Origin of the sequence: Shewanella oneidensis MR-1 (assembly GCF_000146165.2) — a bacterium.
Classification (GTDB): domain Bacteria; phylum Pseudomonadota; class Gammaproteobacteria; order Enterobacterales; family Shewanellaceae; genus Shewanella; species Shewanella oneidensis.
The window spans coordinates 1170764-1188445 of record NC_004347.2 but is presented as its reverse complement, the minus strand read 5'-3'; the positions used below and the strand labels follow the sequence as shown (position 1 = coordinate 1188445).

15 protein-coding genes are annotated in these 17682 nt (G+C 46.4%); 4 read left to right on the top strand and 11 right to left on the bottom strand.

Going from position 1 to position 17682, the window contains the following annotated elements:
* The first annotated feature begins 50 nt into the window (after positions 1–50).
* Together SO_RS05275 and SO_RS05270 are read left to right on the top strand one after the other, a co-directional pair.
* The gene (locus tag SO_RS05275; protein ID WP_011071377.1) at positions 51–1139 is read left to right on the top strand and encodes a methyl-accepting chemotaxis protein; all 1089 of its coding nucleotides are present in this window, start codon (positions 51–53) and stop codon (positions 1137–1139) included.
* Between the two features lie 296 nt (positions 1140–1435).
* Positions 1436–2203 (top strand): substrate-binding periplasmic protein, encoded by a 768-nt coding sequence (locus SO_RS05270; RefSeq protein WP_011071376.1) that lies wholly within the window; start codon positions 1436–1438, stop codon positions 2201–2203.
* A 72-nt stretch (positions 2204–2275) separates the two neighbouring features.
* On the opposite strand, the gene carB is transcribed toward SO_RS05270, so the two are convergent.
* From carB to SO_RS05250, 4 genes are all read right to left on the bottom strand, one after another.
* Complete coding sequence (gene carB / locus SO_RS05265; RefSeq protein ID WP_011071375.1) at positions 2276–5500, bottom strand: carbamoyl-phosphate synthase large subunit; 3225 nt, start codon at positions 5498–5500, stop codon at positions 2276–2278.
* A gap of 27 nt (positions 5501–5527) precedes the next feature.
* Positions 5528–6688: a glutamine-hydrolyzing carbamoyl-phosphate synthase small subunit gene (carA, locus tag SO_RS05260; protein ID WP_011071374.1), complete on the bottom strand. Its 1161-nt coding sequence runs from the start codon at positions 6686–6688 to the stop codon at positions 5528–5530.
* Between the two features lie 167 nt (positions 6689–6855).
* Complete coding sequence (gene dapB, locus SO_RS05255; protein ID WP_011071373.1) at positions 6856–7668, bottom strand: 4-hydroxy-tetrahydrodipicolinate reductase; 813 nt, start codon at positions 7666–7668, stop codon at positions 6856–6858.
* A gap of 72 nt (positions 7669–7740) precedes the next feature.
* Positions 7741–8358 (bottom strand): BamJ family beta-barrel-assembly machinery protein, encoded by a 618-nt coding sequence (locus SO_RS05250; protein WP_011071372.1) that lies wholly within the window; start codon positions 8356–8358, stop codon positions 7741–7743.
* Positions 8359–8592: 234 nt separating this feature from the next.
* Here SO_RS05250 and SO_RS05245 point away from each other — a divergent pair, with 234 nt between their 5' ends.
* Positions 8593–8739, top strand: coding sequence for a hypothetical protein (locus SO_RS05245; RefSeq protein ID WP_164925638.1), 147 nt, complete (start codon positions 8593–8595; stop codon positions 8737–8739).
* Here the strand turns inward: SO_RS05245 and SO_RS05240 are convergent.
* The 5 genes from SO_RS05240 to SO_RS05220 all read right to left on the bottom strand — a co-directional run bounded on the left by SO_RS05240 (position 8732) and on the right by SO_RS05220 (position 14371).
* On the bottom strand, positions 8732–9541 hold the full coding sequence (locus tag SO_RS05240; protein ID WP_011071371.1) for a M48 family metallopeptidase: 810 nt from the start codon (positions 9539–9541) through the stop codon (positions 8732–8734). The genes SO_RS05245 and SO_RS05240 overlap by 8 nt on opposite strands.
* 213 nt (positions 9542–9754) lie before the next feature.
* The gene (locus SO_RS05235; RefSeq protein WP_011071370.1) at positions 9755–11098 is read right to left on the bottom strand and encodes a DEAD/DEAH box helicase; all 1344 of its coding nucleotides are present in this window, start codon (positions 11096–11098) and stop codon (positions 9755–9757) included.
* 608 nt (positions 11099–11706) lie between these two features.
* Positions 11707–12555, bottom strand: a complete 849-nt coding sequence (locus SO_RS05230; protein ID WP_011071369.1) for a DUF3037 domain-containing protein — start codon at positions 12553–12555, stop codon at positions 11707–11709.
* 57 nt (positions 12556–12612) lie between these two features.
* A protein-coding gene (locus SO_RS05225) for an IS3-like element ISSod1 family transposase (protein WP_141135407.1) occupies positions 12613–13772 on the bottom strand; the annotation gives its coding sequence in 2 pieces (ribosomal slippage) (positions 12613–13523 and positions 13523–13772; 1161 coding nt in all).
* A gap of 14 nt (positions 13773–13786) precedes the next feature.
* Complete coding sequence (locus SO_RS05220; RefSeq protein WP_319626453.1) at positions 13787–14371, bottom strand: HipA family kinase; 585 nt, start codon at positions 14369–14371, stop codon at positions 13787–13789.
* Between the two features lie 67 nt (positions 14372–14438).
* Between SO_RS05220 and SO_RS05215 the strand changes: the two genes are divergently transcribed.
* Positions 14439–15598, top strand: a protein-coding gene (locus tag SO_RS05215; protein ID WP_141135407.1) for an IS3-like element ISSod1 family transposase whose coding sequence is annotated in 2 segments (ribosomal slippage) — positions 14439–14688 and positions 14688–15598 — 1161 coding nt in all. Because the reading frame shifts where the segments join, the coding sequence is not laid out codon by codon here.
* Here the strand turns inward: SO_RS05215 and SO_RS23490 are convergent.
* A complete protein-coding gene (locus tag SO_RS23490; RefSeq protein WP_367303098.1) occupies positions 15571–15747 on the bottom strand; it encodes a HipA family kinase in 177 nt (58 codons plus the stop codon). The genes SO_RS05215 and SO_RS23490 overlap by 28 nt on opposite strands.
* Positions 15748–16528: 781 nt before the next feature.
* Positions 16529–17665: a molecular chaperone DnaJ gene (gene dnaJ / locus SO_RS05210; RefSeq protein WP_011071368.1), complete on the bottom strand. Its 1137-nt coding sequence runs from the start codon at positions 17663–17665 to the stop codon at positions 16529–16531.
* Positions 17666–17682 lie beyond the last annotated feature (17 nt).

Here is a 17682-nt window from a genome sequence, read left to right as displayed (position 1 = left end):
ACCATAAACGTCAAAAAACAGCCATAACAACAAAAAGTTTAGAGGTTTATATGTGGTTTAATTCCAGACTCAAAGCAGAAAACGAAGCTCTGAAACAAAAGCTCCTTGAGCAACAACGCAGATACGAAGTTGAAATTGAAGAGCTAAAAAATATGGCCCGTGAAAACGAAGCCATGCAACAGCAGTCCCGTCAAAACACCGATCTTTATAGTGATGTGATAGCCTGCCAAAACCAAGGTGGCGAGATGTTAAATGCGGTGAGAGACGGCATCGCAAGCAGTGCTGAAATACTCACTGAAGAAAAGGAATCATTGTCTGAATTAGATAAGATTTTTGATCAAACGCGGGTAGCCATTGTTAATTTAGGCAATCGAGCGACCTATATTAATAAGCAAGCAACCAGTAGCATGCAAGCGGTGACTGAGCTCAATAGTACCACCTCATCTATTAATCAATTTGTTGCTGCCATTCAAGGGATCTCAGAGCAAACCAACCTACTGGCACTCAATGCTGCAATTGAAGCCGCTCGAGCGGGCGAAGCAGGTCGAGGTTTTGCTGTTGTCGCCGATGAAGTCAGACAATTAGCGAGCAAGGCCCACGAAGCCAGTAGCCAAATTGAAAAACTGGTAAAGCAAATTGTTACGCAAGCCTCTAATATCAAAGAAATTGTACATAACAACCAAAACAGTGCCCTCGATGTCGCTTCTTCTTCAACGCAAATCGGACAGGTGGTTGAAGATGTACTGCAACGTTCTAATAATATGCAGCAGGTGATTCACAACGCCGCGACAGCTTCTTTCTTAAATACCACTAAACTCGACCACGCTGTTTGGAAGAGTAATGTATACCAACTCATTGAAAAAAATCAGCACAGTCATGGCGTAAATTCCCATACTGAATGCCGTTTAGGTCAATGGTATTTCAAAGGATTTGGTGCTGAAAATTATCAGCATTTAAGTAATTTTAAGGCCTTAGATGCTCCCCATAAAGCGGTGCACGATGCAGGTAAAGCGGCGCTGGCGGCAAAGCAAAAAGGCAATTTACCTGAAATGGTTAAGCAACTACGTTTAATGGAAGACTCAAGTATGCGAGTCGTCAATTGCCTCGATAATCTACTTCGAGATGTTTATCGCCAGTAACGACAACATACATCAATGAATAGAGCGCCTTTTTGGGCGCTCTATTATCAGTAAAATACCCACAATATTACGACCTAACCTAGCTGAGATTACTCGGCGTGTTTTTTGCGGCAAAGTAAACATTTTTACCCTGTCTCAATTCATCAATATTGTTCAGCCATCATATTTTCATTCCCCAGCTCACAGATAACAAAATAACCTTAAAGTCGCTTGCGAGCTTAAGACTTGTCATCTTTAATTCATTATAAGCACGCTGTAAGACTGGCATATAACATTCTAATTTTTTAGGGTTATTAATGAAATTTTTTACCCACTTAGTAATAGTTGTTTTTCTCAGCAGTATCCCACTCACTGCACAGGCAACGCTCAATATTTATACCGAAGAATGGGCTCCTATTAGCTTTTCTGTTGATGGCAAACCCGACGGATTAGCTGTGCAAGTCGTACAAGAGATCCAAAAGCGTATCGATAACCAAGATCCCATCAAAGTCGTGCCTTGGGCCCGCGGCTGGAAAATTATCACCGAACAACCTAATACCGTGCTCTTTACCATGACACGCACCGCTGAGCGAGAGCGCATGTTTAGTTTGATTGGACCTGTGGCAGTTGGCACAACAAACTTTTATGCCCTAAAAAATAGCAATCTGAAGATCAACTCAATTGAAGATGCCAAGCAGGCTAAAGCCATCGGGGTTTATCGCTCCTCGGTTGAAGAGCAATTATTGATAGAACATCGTTTTTCCAATATCGCCCCCTCTTCAACACCGCTGCTGAGCGCCAAGCAATTGATCAAACAACGCATTGATCTCTGGTGCAACGCTAATCTTACTGCGCCAAGCATTCTGGCCGAAGCAGGCGCAAGCATGGATGACGTCAAATCCCTCTACACGATCAGCGCAAATCATCTCTATATTGCGTTTTCACAGGGGACACCAAGCGAGGAAGTCGATAAATGGAAACAAGCACTCATCAGCATCAAGGCAGATGGCACCTTTGCACAAATCTATCGACGCTGGCTACCCAATGATGAGCCGCCAATGGCAACCGAACGAATCGGCTTATAAACCTTTTACCCCTTAAAAAGAAAGGCCGGATAACTTAAGTTACCCGGCCTTTTTGCAACATAACGTGACGGCTTATTTAGCCAATATGCGCTTGTGCAACTCTTGTACTGAGGTCACATTGGTGCGGTCATCCGCTGCGTGAGCCATACAGGTTGCAAAGGCGGCGTTCATCGTCGTGGTGTAGTTCACCTTGTAACGCAGTGCACCGCGGCGTAATTGACGCGAGTCTTCAATCGCTTGACGGCCTTCAGTCGTGTTCACGATGTAAGTGTACTCACCGTTCTTGATGCGGTCAAGAATGTGTGGACGACCTTCGTGTACCTTGTTCACTAAGCGAGGGTTGATCCCCGCTTCACCTAGGATAACCGCTGTACCGTGGGTCGCATCGATTTGATAACCCAGCTCAATCAGCTTAGCGGCTAAGTCGGCAACGCGTTTCTTGTCGCTGTTACGCACAGATAGCAGCGCACGACCAGACTTAGGCACTTCAGAAGTCGCACCTAACTGCGCCTTAGCATAGGCTTCGGCGAAGGTATCGCCCACACCCATCACCTCACCCGTCGAGCGCATTTCTGGGCCTAACAGTGGGTCCACGCCAGGGAACTTGTTAAATGGCAGTACCACTTCTTTCACTGAATAGAAAGGTGGGATCACTTCCTGAGTAAAGTTTTGCGCCTTCAAACTTTGACCTGCCATCACACGGGCGGCAATCTTCGCTAAAGGTACACCAGTCGCTTTCGATACAAATGGCACAGTACGGGCGGCACGTGGATTAACTTCAATCATGTAGATTTCGTTATTCTTCACGGCAAACTGTACGTTCATTAGACCGACAACACCTAACTCCATCGCCAACTTGCCGACTTGCACACGCATGCGATCTTGGATTTCTTGGCTTAAGGTATAAGGTGGCAGAGAACAACCAGAGTCACCTGAGTGAACCCCAGCCTGCTCGATATGTTCCATGATGGCGCCGATAACTACGGTTTCGCCGTCACATACTGCGTCGATATCCACTTCGATAGCATCGTCTAGGAAGTGGTCTAACAGTACTGGTGAAGCGTTAGATACGCTGACGGCTTCGTTAAAGTAGCGCAGTAAATCCTGTTGGTCGTAAACGATTTCCATCGCGCGGCCGCCCAGTACGTAGGATGGACGCACCACTAGCGGATAACCGATACGTTCTGCGGCAATCACTGCACCTTCTACCGTGGTCACGGTATCGTTTTCAGGCTGTTTCATTTCCAGACGTTGAATCGCCTGTTGGAAACGCTCACGGTCTTCAGCGCGGTCAATTGCATCTGGGCTAGTACCAATAATGGGCACACCCGCAGCCTCAAGAGCGCGAGCCAGTTTTAGCGGAGTTTGACCACCGTACTGTACGATAACGCCTTTTGGCTTCTCGATACGGACGATTTCTAACACGTCTTCTAAAGTAACAGGCTCGAAATACAGACGGTCTGACGTGTCGTAGTCGGTTGAAACGGTTTCAGGGTTACAGTTCACCATGATGGTTTCATAACCGTCTTCACGCAGTGCTAATGCCGCGTGCACACAGCAGTAATCGAATTCGATACCTTGACCAATACGGTTTGGACCACCACCTAACACCATGATTTTGTCACGGTTAGATGGATTGGCTTCACACTCTTCCTCGTAGGTTGAGTACATGTAAGCGGTGTCAGTCGCAAACTCGGCCGCACAGGTATCTACGCGCTTGTAGACTGGGTGGATATCGAAACGGTCACGCAGTTTACGAACTTCGCTCTCGTTTACACCCAGTACGACGGCCAGACGCGCATCGGCAAAGCCTTTACGCTTGAGTTTGCGCAGCAGCTCTTCGTTTAAACCAGCCAGCCCCGCTTCAGCCACTTGACCTTCAAGCTTGATTAACTCTTCAATTTGTACCAAGAACCAAGGGTCGATATTGGTTAAACGGAAAATTTCATCGAGCGTCAATCCCGCGCGCATCGCATCAGCGATGTACCAAATGCGGTCACAACCAGGCTCTTTCAGCTCGAGGCGAATACGGGCCATTGCTTCTGGCTTAGACATGTCAGTAATAGGGTCTAAACCGTGACGATTCACTTCTAAACCACGTAATGCCTTTTGCAGTGACTCTTGGAAAGTACGGCCAATTGCCATCACTTCACCCACAGATTTCATCTGAGTGGTTAAGCGATCGTTGGAACCGGCGAACTTTTCAAAGTTAAAGCGAGGGACTTTAGTCACAACGTAATCGATTGCAGGTTCAAACGAGGCTGGTGTGCGACCACCAGTAATGTCGTTCATCAGCTCATCGAGGGTGAAACCCACCGCTAACTTGGCCGCGATTTTTGCAATCGGGAAGCCAGTTGCTTTTGATGCCAGAGCAGATGAACGCGATACCCGTGGGTTCATCTCGATGATCACCATACGGCCATCTTTCGGGTTGATACCAAACTGTACGTTAGAACCACCGGTTTCAACACCAATCTCACGCAGTACGGCCATAGAGGCATTACGCATGATTTGGTATTCTTTGTCAGTCAGCGTTTGCGCGGGTGCTACTGTGATAGAGTCGCCAGTATGCACACCCATTGGGTCGAAGTTTTCGATAGAACACACGATGATGCAGTTGTCGTTACGATCACGAACCACTTCCATCTCGTATTCTTTCCAACCAATTAAGCTCTCGTCGATGAGTAGCTCTTTGGTTGGCGATAAATCTAAGCCTTGAGAACAGATTTCTTCGAACTCTTCCTTGTTATAGGCGATACCACCACCTGAACCACCCATAGTGAACGATGGGCGGATAATACAAGGGAAACCCACTTGCTCAAGAACGCCATAGGCTTCTTCCATGCTGTGGGCGATGCCCGCGCGTGGACATTCTAAGCCAATGCTCTTCATGGCTTTGTCGAAACGGCTACGATCTTCTGCTTTATCAATCGCGTCGGCGGTCGCGCCGATCATTTCCACGTTAAATTCGGCCAGTACGCCTTTGGCTTCAAGCTCGAGTGCGCAGTTCAGTGCAGTTTGACCGCCCATGGTGGGCAGAATCGCGTCAGGGCGTTCTTTGGCGATAATGTTACGTACTACTTCCCATTGAATTGGCTCGATATAAGTGGCATCGGCCATTTCAGGGTCGGTCATAATGGTGGCAGGGTTAGAGTTCACCAGAATGACGCGGTAACCTTCTTCACGCAGGGCTTTACAGGCTTGAGCGCCTGAATAGTCAAATTCACATGCCTGACCAATGACAATCGGGCCTGCACCTAGGATAAGAATACTCTTTATATCTGTACGTTTTGGCATTGCTTCTCTCTTCTCCTAGCTTGCGTATTACTTAGCGTTCTGACGATAGTGTTCAATGAGCTCGATAAAGTGATCGAACAGTGGGGCCGCATCGTTCGGACCAGGGCTCGCTTCAGGGTGGCCTTGGAAGCTGAACGCAGGTTTGTCCGTCAGATGGATACCTTGCAATGAACCATCGAACAGTGACTTATGGGTCACTTTGATATTGGCGGGTAATGTGGCTTCATCAGCAGCAAAACCATGGTTTTGGCTGGTGATCATAACGTTACCTTTTTCGATATTGCTCACAGGGTGGTTTGCACCGTGGTGACCAAACTTCATCTTTAAGGTTTTCGCGCCTGATGCCAATGCCAGTAACTGGTGGCCTAAACAGATACCGAAAATCGGCGTATCGGTTTTCAGGATTTGTTGAATCGCTTCAATCGCGTAATCACAAGGCTCTGGGTCACCAGGGCCGTTAGAGAGAAACACCCCGTCTGGGTTCATCGCTAACACTTCCGACGCAGGTGTTTTAGCCGGAACGACAGTGACGTCGCAGCCACGGTCAACCAACATGCGTAGAATGTTTTGCTTCACACCGTAGTCGTAGGCAACCACTTTGTATTTAAGCGCTTCTGCTGGAGTATCGGCAGGCAAACCGCCCACTAAACGCCAGCTACCTTTACGCCATGGGTATGCTTTGTCGGTAGTAACCTCTTTCGCTAAATCCATACCTTTCAAACCGGGGAAGGCTTTAGCCGCTGCAAGGGCTTTAACTTCATCTAAGTCAGCACCCGCCATGATGCAACCCGCTTGGGCACCTTTTTCACGGAGGATTCGAGTTAATTTACGAGTATCGATATCTGCGATGCCAACAACGTTGTTTGCTTTGAGATAATCGCTGAGGTTTTGTTGATTACGGAAACTACTTGCTATGAGCGGAAGATCGCGAATGATTAAACCACAAGCATGAACCCCATTGGATTCGACGTCTTCATTATTGGTACCAGTATTACCAATGTGGGGGTAGGTTAAAGTTACTATTTGGCGTGAATAAGAGGGATCAGTTAAAATTTCTTGGTATCCCGTCATCGAAGTGTTAAAAACAACTTCACCAACTGAGAGACCATCGGCACCTATCGCTGTGCCAGTGAATACGGTTCCATCTTCGAGTACGAGTAAGGCAGACTTTGTCAACGCGACCTCCATAAAGAGCCAAGCCACTGAAATATAATGTTTTTATGTTATGTTAAGATACCAATTTCCGCTGATTTACGAAATTTTGACAAATTCCAGCGAGTTTACAGGATAAATTCAAACTCGTCTACGCATTGGCATCTAAGTGCAAAAAAAAACGCCAAATGGCGTTTTTTATCTTAATTCAAACCTAATACCTGCTGCATATCATACAGACCCGGCTTTTGCTCCACTAACCAATGGGCGGCACGCATAGCACCATTGGCGAAGGTCATACGACTCGAGGCTTTATGGGTGATCTCTAAACGCTCACCAATATCGGCAAACATAGCGGTATGCTCACCGACTAAGTCGCCAGCGCGCACTGTAGCAAAACCAATGGTTTCACGATCGCGCTCACCAGTGATCCCTTCTCGGCCATAGACAGCGCACTTTTCGAGATCGCGACCTAAGGTTTTAGCAATTACTTCACCCATTTTTAGCGCCGTGCCAGATGGTGCATCTTTTTTATATCGGTGGTGACCTTCGATAATTTCGATATCGGTGTAATCGCCCATGACCTCAGCGGCCAACTCGAGCAATTTCCACATCAGGTTCACACCAACTGACATATTCGGCGCCATCACTACCGGCGTTTGCTCGGCAAAGGCATTGATCTGCTCTTTTTGAGCATGATTGAAACCGGTTGTGCCGATCACCATGGCTTTCTTATGGCGCACACACCAGTCTAAATGGACAATACTGGCCTCAGGCGCAGTGAAATCAATCAACACATCAAAATCATCGGTCGCATAGTCGAGCGAGTCCATGATCATGATATTTAACTTACCCACGCCAGCAAGCTCGCCCGCATCCACGCCCACTAAGCTTGAACCCGGACGCTCAATAGCAGCGCCTAAGCGAATATGCTCTTGATGATAAGCCGATTCAATAAGAGTCCGTCCCATGCGTCCGCCCGCGCCGACAATGGCAACTCTCACTTGTCCACTCATTTCAATCTCCTCAATGTTGTTCAGCTCTTCCATACAAAAACGCCTAAGACTGGCTTAGGCGTTTCATTGACATTAGACGATGTCTAATAACTCGACTTCAAACACTAAGGTTGAATACGGAGGAATAGAAGCGCCCGCGCCACGCTCACCGTAAGCTAAGTGATGTGGCACATATAATTTTAACTTCGTACCTACTGGCATCAGTTGCAGTGCTTCAGTCCAGCCAGCGATAACGCCTGATACTGGGAACTCAGCAGGTTGACCACGAACAACAGAGCTGTCGAACACATCACCATTGATGAATGAACCATGGTAGTGAGTACGTACAGTGTCTTCGTAGGTTGGTTTAGCACCGTTACCTTGAACTAACACTTCGTATTGCAGACCTGACTCAGTCACAATTACGCCTTCACGATTAGCGTTTTCAACTAAAAACGCTTCGCCTTCAGCAGAAGCCTCAGCAGCAGCTTGTTCTTGAGCAGCTTGAATGCGACGGCTGATCTCAGTGAATGCCACTTGCAGTTCCTGCATAGACACAGCACTTTCAAGACCGGCAAATGCATCGGCTAAGCCAGCTTGAACGGCAGGGATATCGACGCCTTCAAAAGAATTTGCTGCCAGTTGCTCACCCATTTGACGGCCTACACCATAGCTTGCTTGCTGTTCAACAGTACTGAATTTATCAGACATAATTAATGACTCTCAATGTTCAATGGAATTTTGCGCACCAGTTTAACATAGTTCCACGCCCTATGCTGATATACTGGCTGCTTATTTAACGTTGCGGCGATTTTACGTAACCCATGCATATTTATCTAGGGCGTGTTGACGTTTCGAGATTTAATTTTGTTCGTTCTGGCAAGTTCGTGCTCGCGAAACGAGGAATGATGTGTAGTTATTCTACTCAAATGACGAGCTGCTCTTATGACAGAAAGTAAGAGCAAGGGCTTGCCAGACGAACCTTTCGGGCAGCATTTGGCTGCAAAAACAACCCTGAAACGTCAACACGCCCTAGTAATAGCGCCTAATAACAGCAAGATAAACGAAACCTTACCCTCAAAAGCTATTTAGGCGCGGCGCATTGGTTTTTTATATTCGCCTTTGCGCTCTGATACAAAGGCTGCATTTGCCCCTGTAATTGCTCAAGTTGGGCGATACGATTGTTGTTTGATGGGTGAGTCGATAACAGCTCTGGCCCTTTTCCACCGCCCGCTTTCGACATATTCTGCCAGAGCACTACACTCTGCGCCGGATCAAAGCCCGCCCGCGCCATCAACTCCAGCCCCATAATATCGGCCTCACTCTCTTGGGCTCGACCAAAAGGTAAAATCACCCCAACTTGTGCCCCAAGCCCCAGCGCCGACATATATAAGTCACGGTTAGAAACGCCCCCCGCCCCCAACGCCGCATCGGCAATTTGCATCCCCATGCCCGTCATCTGCGACCGCGACACTTGCTCATTGCCATGTTGCGCCAATACGTGGGCAACTTCATGCCCTAACACGGTCGCCAGTTGATCCGGCGTACTCGCTACTTTTAATAATCCGGTATATACCCCAATATGTCCGCCAGGCAACGCAAAGGCGTTGACTTGTTCAGAATCAAACAACACCACATCCCATTTCTGGGTTTGATCGGGCAACACGGCCGTCACACGATTGGCGACACAATTCACGTATTGTGTGAGTTTTTTATTGCCACTGATCTTCTGCTGCTTTTTCATCTCAGCAAAAGACGCATCGCCCATTTGCTGCATCTGCGAGGATGAATAGAGCAAGGTTTGGCTACGTCCAGTGGGCGACTGTGTCGTCGCGCAGGCGGTTAATCCGAGCGCAGCAGTCATCAACACTAAGCTTAATCGCTTTGATTTCATGTAGAACTCCCTTTTATCCTTTGATTGCTCTAAGAGAAAATGAGCATTTGAGGGCTTGGCTAATCACAGTATTTTACTTTACCCGAAGCCAATGTCGATTCAGAAAACTGTGCCCGCCCCCCTTCAAATATCACTCAAAGACTTGATTAAGTGGCGAGTGAGATTCGTCGTAACGGGTTTTATCTTAGGTAATACTGACGATAAGCTTCACACTCAACGCTTACCTTTAAACGCTTTGACGCTGTGCTTATTGATGCTGCGACGATTTGCCTGTTTATCCCGCGGTGGGCGCTTAGGGATAACCTTATTTTCAGCGCCATCAATGATTTTTTCACTTGGTTTATCGGTCACCGGAAAGTCCGCCAAAAATACCAGCGGTAACGCCCGCGCAGTCAAATTGCGGATCGCGGTTAAGTTTGGCATTTCACCATGGCACACTAAAGATATGGCTAGCCCTTTGGCGCCCGCCCTCGCGGTGCGACCAATGCGGTGCACATACACAGGCGCACTGGTGGGTAAATCTAAGTTGATCACCACAGGTAAGGCATCGACATGAATGCCGCGGGCCATCAAATCTGTCGCCACTAATACTTGAATGCGATCGGCTTTAAAGTCGGCCAAGGTTTGGCTACGCACGGTTTGATCTTTTTCGCCGTGCAGCGCAGCAGCGTTAATCCCCGCCTTCACTAGCCGTTTCGCAATCGCATCGGCATCATCGCGGGCGCTGATAAACACCAGCACCTGCGGCCATTGATATTGTTTGAGTAACGCAATCAATGCCTGCGCCTTACTACCCTTATTGACTAAATACAGTTGCTCTTCGATTTCACCAACCACAGCATTGCGCGTACTGGCCTCAACCTTTAACGGATCATTAGTCAGCAATTTACCCGCCAAGGAATCCAAAGCCTCAGGCAAGGTGGCTGAAAACAATAAGGTTTGCTTACGCTTTGGCATCATTGCCATCAGCTTTTGCATATCGGGCCAAAAACCCATCTCCAGCAAACGGTCAGCCTCATCCAGCACTAAATGTTTAATCGCATCAAGGCTGATATGGGATTGTGTACATAAGTCCAATAAGCGCCCAGGGGTTGCCACCACAAGCTGCGGTTTAGCGGAGAGGTCGGCTAATTGCTGCTCCAGCGCAACACCGCCACACAGGAGCTGAATGTTCAAAGGAGCCGATGTAGATAACTGACTCGCCAGCGCGTGCAGCGCCTCACTCACCTGCAGTGCTAACTCCCGCGTCGGCACCAACACTAATGCCAGTGGCTTAGCAGCTGGCACAGATTTAGCCGTCGTTTGCACAGCAATTTGTTGCCAGAGGATTTGCAGCAAGGGCAAACCAAAGGCAAAGGTTTTACCACTCCCTGTTTGCGACAGCGCCAGTAAATCCCGCCCAGCAAGAATCGCCGGAATCGCCAATTGCTGTACCCGTGTCGGATGTTTAAGCCTTGTAGGCAAGGCCTTACGTAATGCGGCATTTAACCCAAGCTCGGCAAAGGTTAACGACTCAGGGTAAGACTCTGGGGAAGGAGAAAGCTTAGGAATGGTCATCACAACACCGATAAAAACATGGGAGCGAAAGTTTACGCAGAGTTGGCAGTTAATACCAATGTTGTTTCGGCTTTGACTAAAGCCTTGGGGTAGTTTTTTACGTTATTTGCATTTGCGCAAAGGTTTACTCTCTGATAACTTAGAATAATTTAATGTCCAAAATTCGTTTGTATTTTCAAATCAAAATCAACGTCGTGGGGCTTCACCCCACACCCGACCAAAAGGGGAAAACGCCAGTTCCCCTTTTGGAAATCCCCCGGCGCCCCTAGCGAAGTTACATGCATTAATTAGTGGTCTCATACTCCAATAAAAATCGCCTAACGGCTCAGATGGCACATCCATGTGCCCCCGAGCCTGCGCCATCATCCATGATGTCGCCACGACATTTTTATCTCTGTATTTCGACAACTTCGCAGGGGAAGGTGAACTCCTGAATTTACAGTGTTAACCCTTAATCCCAAAGAGTTCAGCCAGTCCTTTCTTTTGCCCATTAGAAGTCCTAGGGATAAATAGTTACCGATTCCAAAAGTAACGTCTTACAGGTTCGGTGTATTTCCCAACAGAAAAGGTTGATTAACAAACTTCAATTAACTTAATGGTTTTCACTATTAAGTTAATTGAAATACCTTTTCTTTTTGAAGATGTTGTTTTCTTGCGAACTCGTAGATTGCTTGCTTCTCAGCAAACGGTAATACTTGTACTCCAAGATTTTCCATTTCTCGCTCAACCTCTAAGTACACAGCTTTAAGATCACTTCTATTTTTAGGTGGCTGCTCTACGGTAAAAAGCATGTTTTGTGGCTGAACAGTTTCATTATTGAGTAACCGCTTTACTCGTCCTATCCATTTCTCACCATGTTCCAATAGGCTAATAGGTTTAGTCTGGTCAAAAGCTAAAGGTTTAATAACTTTAAAATAGCCATCCACAGCAGCAACCAGCGGCATATTGATCGCTGTATTTAGATCTCCAGCCAATTGCTTTTGCACATAATGCATGCCAATAACATGTTTGCGTAGTCCACTACGTAGACTTTTTACCATGACTTGCTCGCGATACTCAGGAGTCACAAAGTTACGACCAACATAATAATCATATAAATCATCAAGCTGTTTCTTTGGATCGTCACAAAGAATGGCTGACATATTGCCAAATCGGAAAATACCTTCTCTCAGTCGAGTGACTTCTTGAAAAGTGGTAAGTAAGTTCTTACCTGTCAAATAACTGCATTCATGGGTAACTCGTTGAAGTTCAGCGTCAAAAATATGCAATCCCTTTTGATAGATTTTACCGTCAAGATCATCAAAAAAATCTGTGACTCGAGCAAATCGCTTAGGTGCCAAGCGAAATGCAGAATAACCAGTTTGTGGTGTAAACAGCAAAATACCCACATTCGCAAATTCTTCCGTCTCAAGGTACGGCATAAAGCGAATGATGGTGTAGTGGCATAGTACCTTCACTTTATCCCCTCCCAAAACTGAGTATTTTCATAAGACAGTAATCTTACCTTGTACTGGTCAACCCAAACTGGACACTTTTACTTGAGAATTCTCAAACTCTACAGGTGACAGATCGTTATTAGCAGAATGAAGTCGCTCCAAGTTGTAATATTTGATGTAAGCCGTCACATCTTGCTTCATAAACTCCCTTGTTGGTTGAGCAACTTTAAAAATCCAATCGTGTTTCAAGCTACCAAAGAATCGCTCAACAACGGCATTATCCCAACACGCACCCACATCACCCATGCTGGCTCGGATACCATAGCTCGATAGCAGCCTACCGAATTGTTTACTGGTATATTGCGAGCCTCGGTCACTGTGAAATACCAGCCCTCGCGCTGGTTGTCGCAGGTTGTAGGCTTTTATTAATGCCTTGGATATCAAATCTGTGGTCATGCGTTTGTCTATGCGCCATCCCACAATCCGGCGTGAATATAAATCCATCACCACAGCTAAGTACATCCAGCCTTCACCCGTCTTTAAATAGGTCACGTCACCCGCCCAGACCTGATTAGCCGATACTGGATTAAAGTTCATGTTTAACAGGTTATCAGCCACTGCATCTGAGTGTTTTCGCTGTGTCGTCACCTTGTAAGCACATCGCTGGGTTGCTTTGAGTCGAAGGCGGTGCATAATTTTACGAACGAGATAGCGACCAACCTGGTAGCCTTCCTTGCGCAATTTCTTCACCATTTCACGATTCCCTAAGCTGCCTCGACTTTGCTTAAATAGCTGTCGAACAAGGCGATAAAGCTTCAGTGTTTCAACGCTTATCACGTTTGCAGGGCGTTTATGCCAATCGTAATAGCCTGACTTACTGACACTCATTACTCGACATAACAGTGTTATGGGAAACAGGTGAGATTGCAGTTTGATGAAACGAAATCTTACTTCATTTCTCTCGCAAAGAAGGCGCTTGCCTTTTTTAGAATTTCTTTCTCCATGCGTAATTCTTTGTTTTCTCTACGCAATCGCTTCAACTCATCACGCTCAGACTCTTCTAAGGTGATGCCTTGTTGCAGGGCTTCGTGTTTTTCCTTCCAGTTGTAAAGCAGGCTCGTGCTAACTCCAAGAGACTTTGCCGCATCGGCAACGCTATAACCTTGCTCCAGCACCATCAAGACGGCTTCATCTTTAAATGCCTGCGGATAACTCTTATGTGATTTTTTCAGACTCATATAGACCTCTTAATTTATTGACCATACTGTCTCAAAATTAAGTGTCCGATGGGATTAGACCAGAACACCTTGATGTTCTCAATGAAGCTAGATTTTGAAGCTTCATCATCGAACCATTCCACTGGAACTTGATCCGTAATTTGCTGCCAGCGAGTCATTACTTCAGCGAATCTATCACCATAATACGACTGGTCATCGATTCTTTTTTGCTCACAATTCCAAATAGTGGATGCTAAATGGAGTTCTTTATGATTTGTTATTGAAAAGTCAGTATCAAACGCCAAATTATGATCAAATACCACAAGCGAAGATTGACTAACATCAAAAAAGGCATTGGGATTGCCCCCATACTTAGTGAGGCTTCGATCAGGGTTTGTTATCCAATAATCAAAAATATACAAATCGAGCATGGTTTTTTTATCAATGTTATCTACTTGACTAAAGACCAATTCTGTAAGGTTATCGACAAATTTTGAACCAAAGCACCATTCAATATCAAGCCCTGGATAAGCACCGCTATCAATTATTTCTTTGGGAACATTAACAGGTGCAAAATCAGGTATTGGTAAACCGAACTCTTTACATAAAAACGCACAAATTGTTCTGGTCTAATCCCATCGGACACTTAATTTTGAGACAGTATGGTCAATAAATTAAGAGGTCTATATGAGTCTGAAAAAATCACATAAGAGTTATCCGCAGGCATTTAAAGATGAAGCCGTCTTGATGGTGCTGGAGCAAGGTTATAGCGTTGCCGATGCGGCAAAGTCTCTTGGAGTTAGCACGAGCCTGCTTTACAACTGGAAGGAAAAACACGAAGCCCTGCAACAAGGCATCACCTTAGAAGAGTCTGAGCGTGATGAGTTGAAGCGATTGCGTAGAGAAAACAAAGAATTACGCATGGAGAAAGAAATTCTAAAAAAGGCAAGCGCCTTCTTTGCGAGAGAAATGAAGTAAGATTTCGTTTCATCAAACTGCAATCTCACCTGTTTCCCATAACACTGTTATGTCGAGTAATGAGTGTCAGTAAGTCAGGCTATTACGATTGGCATAAACGCCCTGCAAACGTGATAAGCGTTGAAACACTGAAGCTTTATCGCCTTGTTCGACAGCTATTTAAGCAAAGTCGAGGCAGCTTAGGGAATCGTGAAATGGTGAAGAAATTGCGCAAGGAAGGCTACCAGGTTGGTCGCTATCTCGTTCGTAAAATTATGCACCGCCTTCGACTCAAAGCAACCCAGCGATGTGCTTACAAGGTGACGACACAGCGAAAACACTCAGATGCAGTGGCTGATAACCTGTTAAACATGAACTTTAATCCAGTATCGGCTAATCAGGTCTGGGCGGGTGACGTGACCTATTTAAAGACGGGTGAAGGCTGGATGTACTTAGCTGTGGTGATGGATTTATATTCACGCCGGATTGTGGGATGGCGCATAGACAAACGCATGACCACAGATTTGATATCCAAGGCATTAATAAAAGCCTACAACCTGCGACAACCAGCGCGAGGGCTGGTATTTCACAGTGACCGAGGCTCGCAATATACCAGTAAACAATTCGGTAGGCTGCTATCGAGCTATGGTATCCGAGCCAGCATGGGTGATGTGGGTGCGTGTTGGGATAATGCCGTTGTTGAGCGATTCTTTGGTAGCTTGAAACACGATTGGATTTTTAAAGTTGCTCAACCAACAAGGGAGTTTATGAAGCAAGATGTGACGGCTTACATCAAATATTACAACTTGGAGCGACTTCATTCTGCTAATAACGATCTGTCACCTGTAGAGTTTGAGAATTCTCAAGTAAAAGTGTCCAGTTTGGGTTGACCAGTACAAATTAACTCGACGGCGAGCTGTTTTTTGGTGGTATTAGACCCCTTTACAACATACTTCCCACCGTCACTACATCCGCAAATATAGGGCTGTGTAAAACCTTGATCCATACGTCTAATAATCTGATTTATTTCAATTTTCATGGTTGCTCAATAATTATTAGTTTTAAAAGCTCATTCTCATAAATACTCTTTATATCAAAACCTATTCCGGATACTTACTCAAACAGCTTAAATACAGGTCATGGATAGATCGCCAGTAAGAACGGCTTCCGAGAAAGCTCATTGGAATATGATTCTAAATTTTGACCTTACAATATATAGAAGCGACAAAATAGCACCAGCTTATAAAACAATAACATACAACGATTACTGTGCGAATGAAAGGCCTGTCAGAAATAACATCTATGAGTTAAAAAGTTACTGATAGCACCTAGCCCAAGAAAGACCGAAAAGGCATAGCTTTTATGCCTTAAAAATTACCGATAAAACCAAATCCTAAGGAATACACCAGCCCCTCGGAGTTGCCGCAGGGCGAATAGACAAATTGCATGAGTCTCGCCATGGTCGTTCTCGTGCATCCATGCACTTCACGACATTCAGGCATCCTGCCTATCATCAGATGCCGAGATAGCGTCAGTCGAACATAAAAAAACAGGACTGGCATAACTTTAATCAGGTATACGCTGGACTTAAAAAGAATTAAGCACTGCCATGGAAGTGACCGTTGACGGCATGGATGCCGTCGTCGAGCCCTCAGGGATGAGTTCATGGCGAGTCACTGGAATGACAGTGCTTAATTTATTGCAGCGGACAGAGTTTGAAATTTGAGTATGCAATCAAGCATAAAAAAGCCCCGCAGTATTAAACACTGCGAGGCTTTATTTATCTAGTGCGCAGCTAACCGCTGCGCCACCAAACCTAATTAGCTATTTAGGTCTTGGAAGAACTTCTTCACGCCATCAAAAAAGCCTTCAGCCTTTGGGCTGTGCTTCTTTGATTCGCCGGTTAAGGTCGCCTCAAACTCACGCAGTAGTTCTTTCTGACGCTCGTTTAGGTTGACTGGCGTTTCCATCACGACTTTGCAGAGCAAGTCGCCAACGGCATGGCTGCGAACCGATTTAACCCCTTTACCACGCAGACGGAACATACGGCCCGTTTGAGTTTCGGCAGGGATCTTCAGGCTGACTTTGCCATCCAGTGTTGGGACTTCAATCTCGCCGCCGAGCGCCGCTTTACTGAATGAAATCGGCACTTCGCAGTAGAGGTTGTTGCCATCGCGAACAAAGATGGCATGTTCACGTACACTGACCTGAACATATAAATCGCCCGCTGGCGCGCCAAACTCGCCCGCTTCACCTTCACCTGCTAAACGGATACGGTCACCAGTGTCGACACCAGCTGGGATCTTAACTGACAGCGTCTTCGTCTTCTCGACACGACCATCACCATGGCACTTAGCGCAAGGATCTTTAATGATCTTGCCGCGACCATGACAGGTTGGACAAGGCTGTTGCACGGTAAAGAAACCTTGGCGCATTTGCACTTGGCCTTGACCATGACAGGTTGTACAGGTGGTCGCCGAGGTGCCTTTTTTCGCACCGCTGCCGTCACATACATCACAGCTGGCTAAGGTTGGGATACGCAGTTCTTTGGTGAGGCCTTTAACGGCTTCTTCCAGTGATAACTCTAGGTTGTAACGTAAATCTGAGCCGCGGGCCGCTTGGCGTTGACCGCCGCCACGGCGTCCACCGCCGAAAATATCGCCAAAGACATCACCGAAAATATCACCGAAATCTCCCGCGCCGCCATAGCCACCACCGCCGCCGCGATTGGGATCCACACCCGCATGACCAAACTGGTCATAGGCCGCTTTTTTGTTGGCATCGGTTAGGATTTCGTAGGCTTCTTTAACTTCTTTGAAGCTCGCTTCGGCAGCTTTATCACCAGGGTTGCGATCGGGGTGAAACTTCATCGCCAAACGCTTGTAGGCTTTTTTAATTTCACGCTCGCTGGCGTCACGGCCAACGCCTAATACTTCGTAATAATCTCGCTTTGACATAATCTCATGCTTCTCAG

Bases quoted from the DNA above. Each gene is read 5' to 3' on its own strand.
- SO_RS05240 (WP_011071371.1), bottom strand. From the start codon at position 9,541: ATGAAATCAAAGCGATTAAGCTTAGTGTTGATGACTGCTGCGCTCGGA.
- dnaJ (WP_011071368.1), bottom strand. From the start codon at position 17,665: ATGTCAAAGCGAGATTATTACGAAGTATTAGGCGTTGGCCGTGACGCC.
- SO_RS05250 (WP_011071372.1), bottom strand. From the start codon at position 8,358: ATGTCTGATAAATTCAGTACTGTTGAACAGCAAGCAAGCTATGGTGTA.
- carA (WP_011071374.1), bottom strand. From the start codon at position 6,688: ATGGAGGTCGCGTTGACAAAGTCTGCCTTACTCGTACTCGAAGATGGA.
- SO_RS05270 (WP_011071376.1), top strand. From the start codon at position 1,436: ATGAAATTTTTTACCCACTTAGTAATAGTTGTTTTTCTCAGCAGTATC.
- SO_RS05245 (WP_164925638.1), top strand. From the start codon at position 8,593: ATGACAGAAAGTAAGAGCAAGGGCTTGCCAGACGAACCTTTCGGGCAG.
- SO_RS23490 (WP_367303098.1), bottom strand. From the start codon at position 15,747: ATGAAAATTGAAATAAATCAGATTATTAGACGTATGGATCAAGGTTTT.
- carB (WP_011071375.1), bottom strand. From the start codon at position 5,500: ATGCCAAAACGTACAGATATAAAGAGTATTCTTATCCTAGGTGCAGGC.
- dapB (WP_011071373.1), bottom strand. From the start codon at position 7,668: ATGAGTGGACAAGTGAGAGTTGCCATTGTCGGCGCGGGCGGACGCATG.
- SO_RS05235 (WP_011071370.1), bottom strand. From the start codon at position 11,098: ATGACCATTCCTAAGCTTTCTCCTTCCCCAGAGTCTTACCCTGAGTCG.
- SO_RS05275 (WP_011071377.1), top strand. From the start codon at position 51: ATGTGGTTTAATTCCAGACTCAAAGCAGAAAACGAAGCTCTGAAACAA.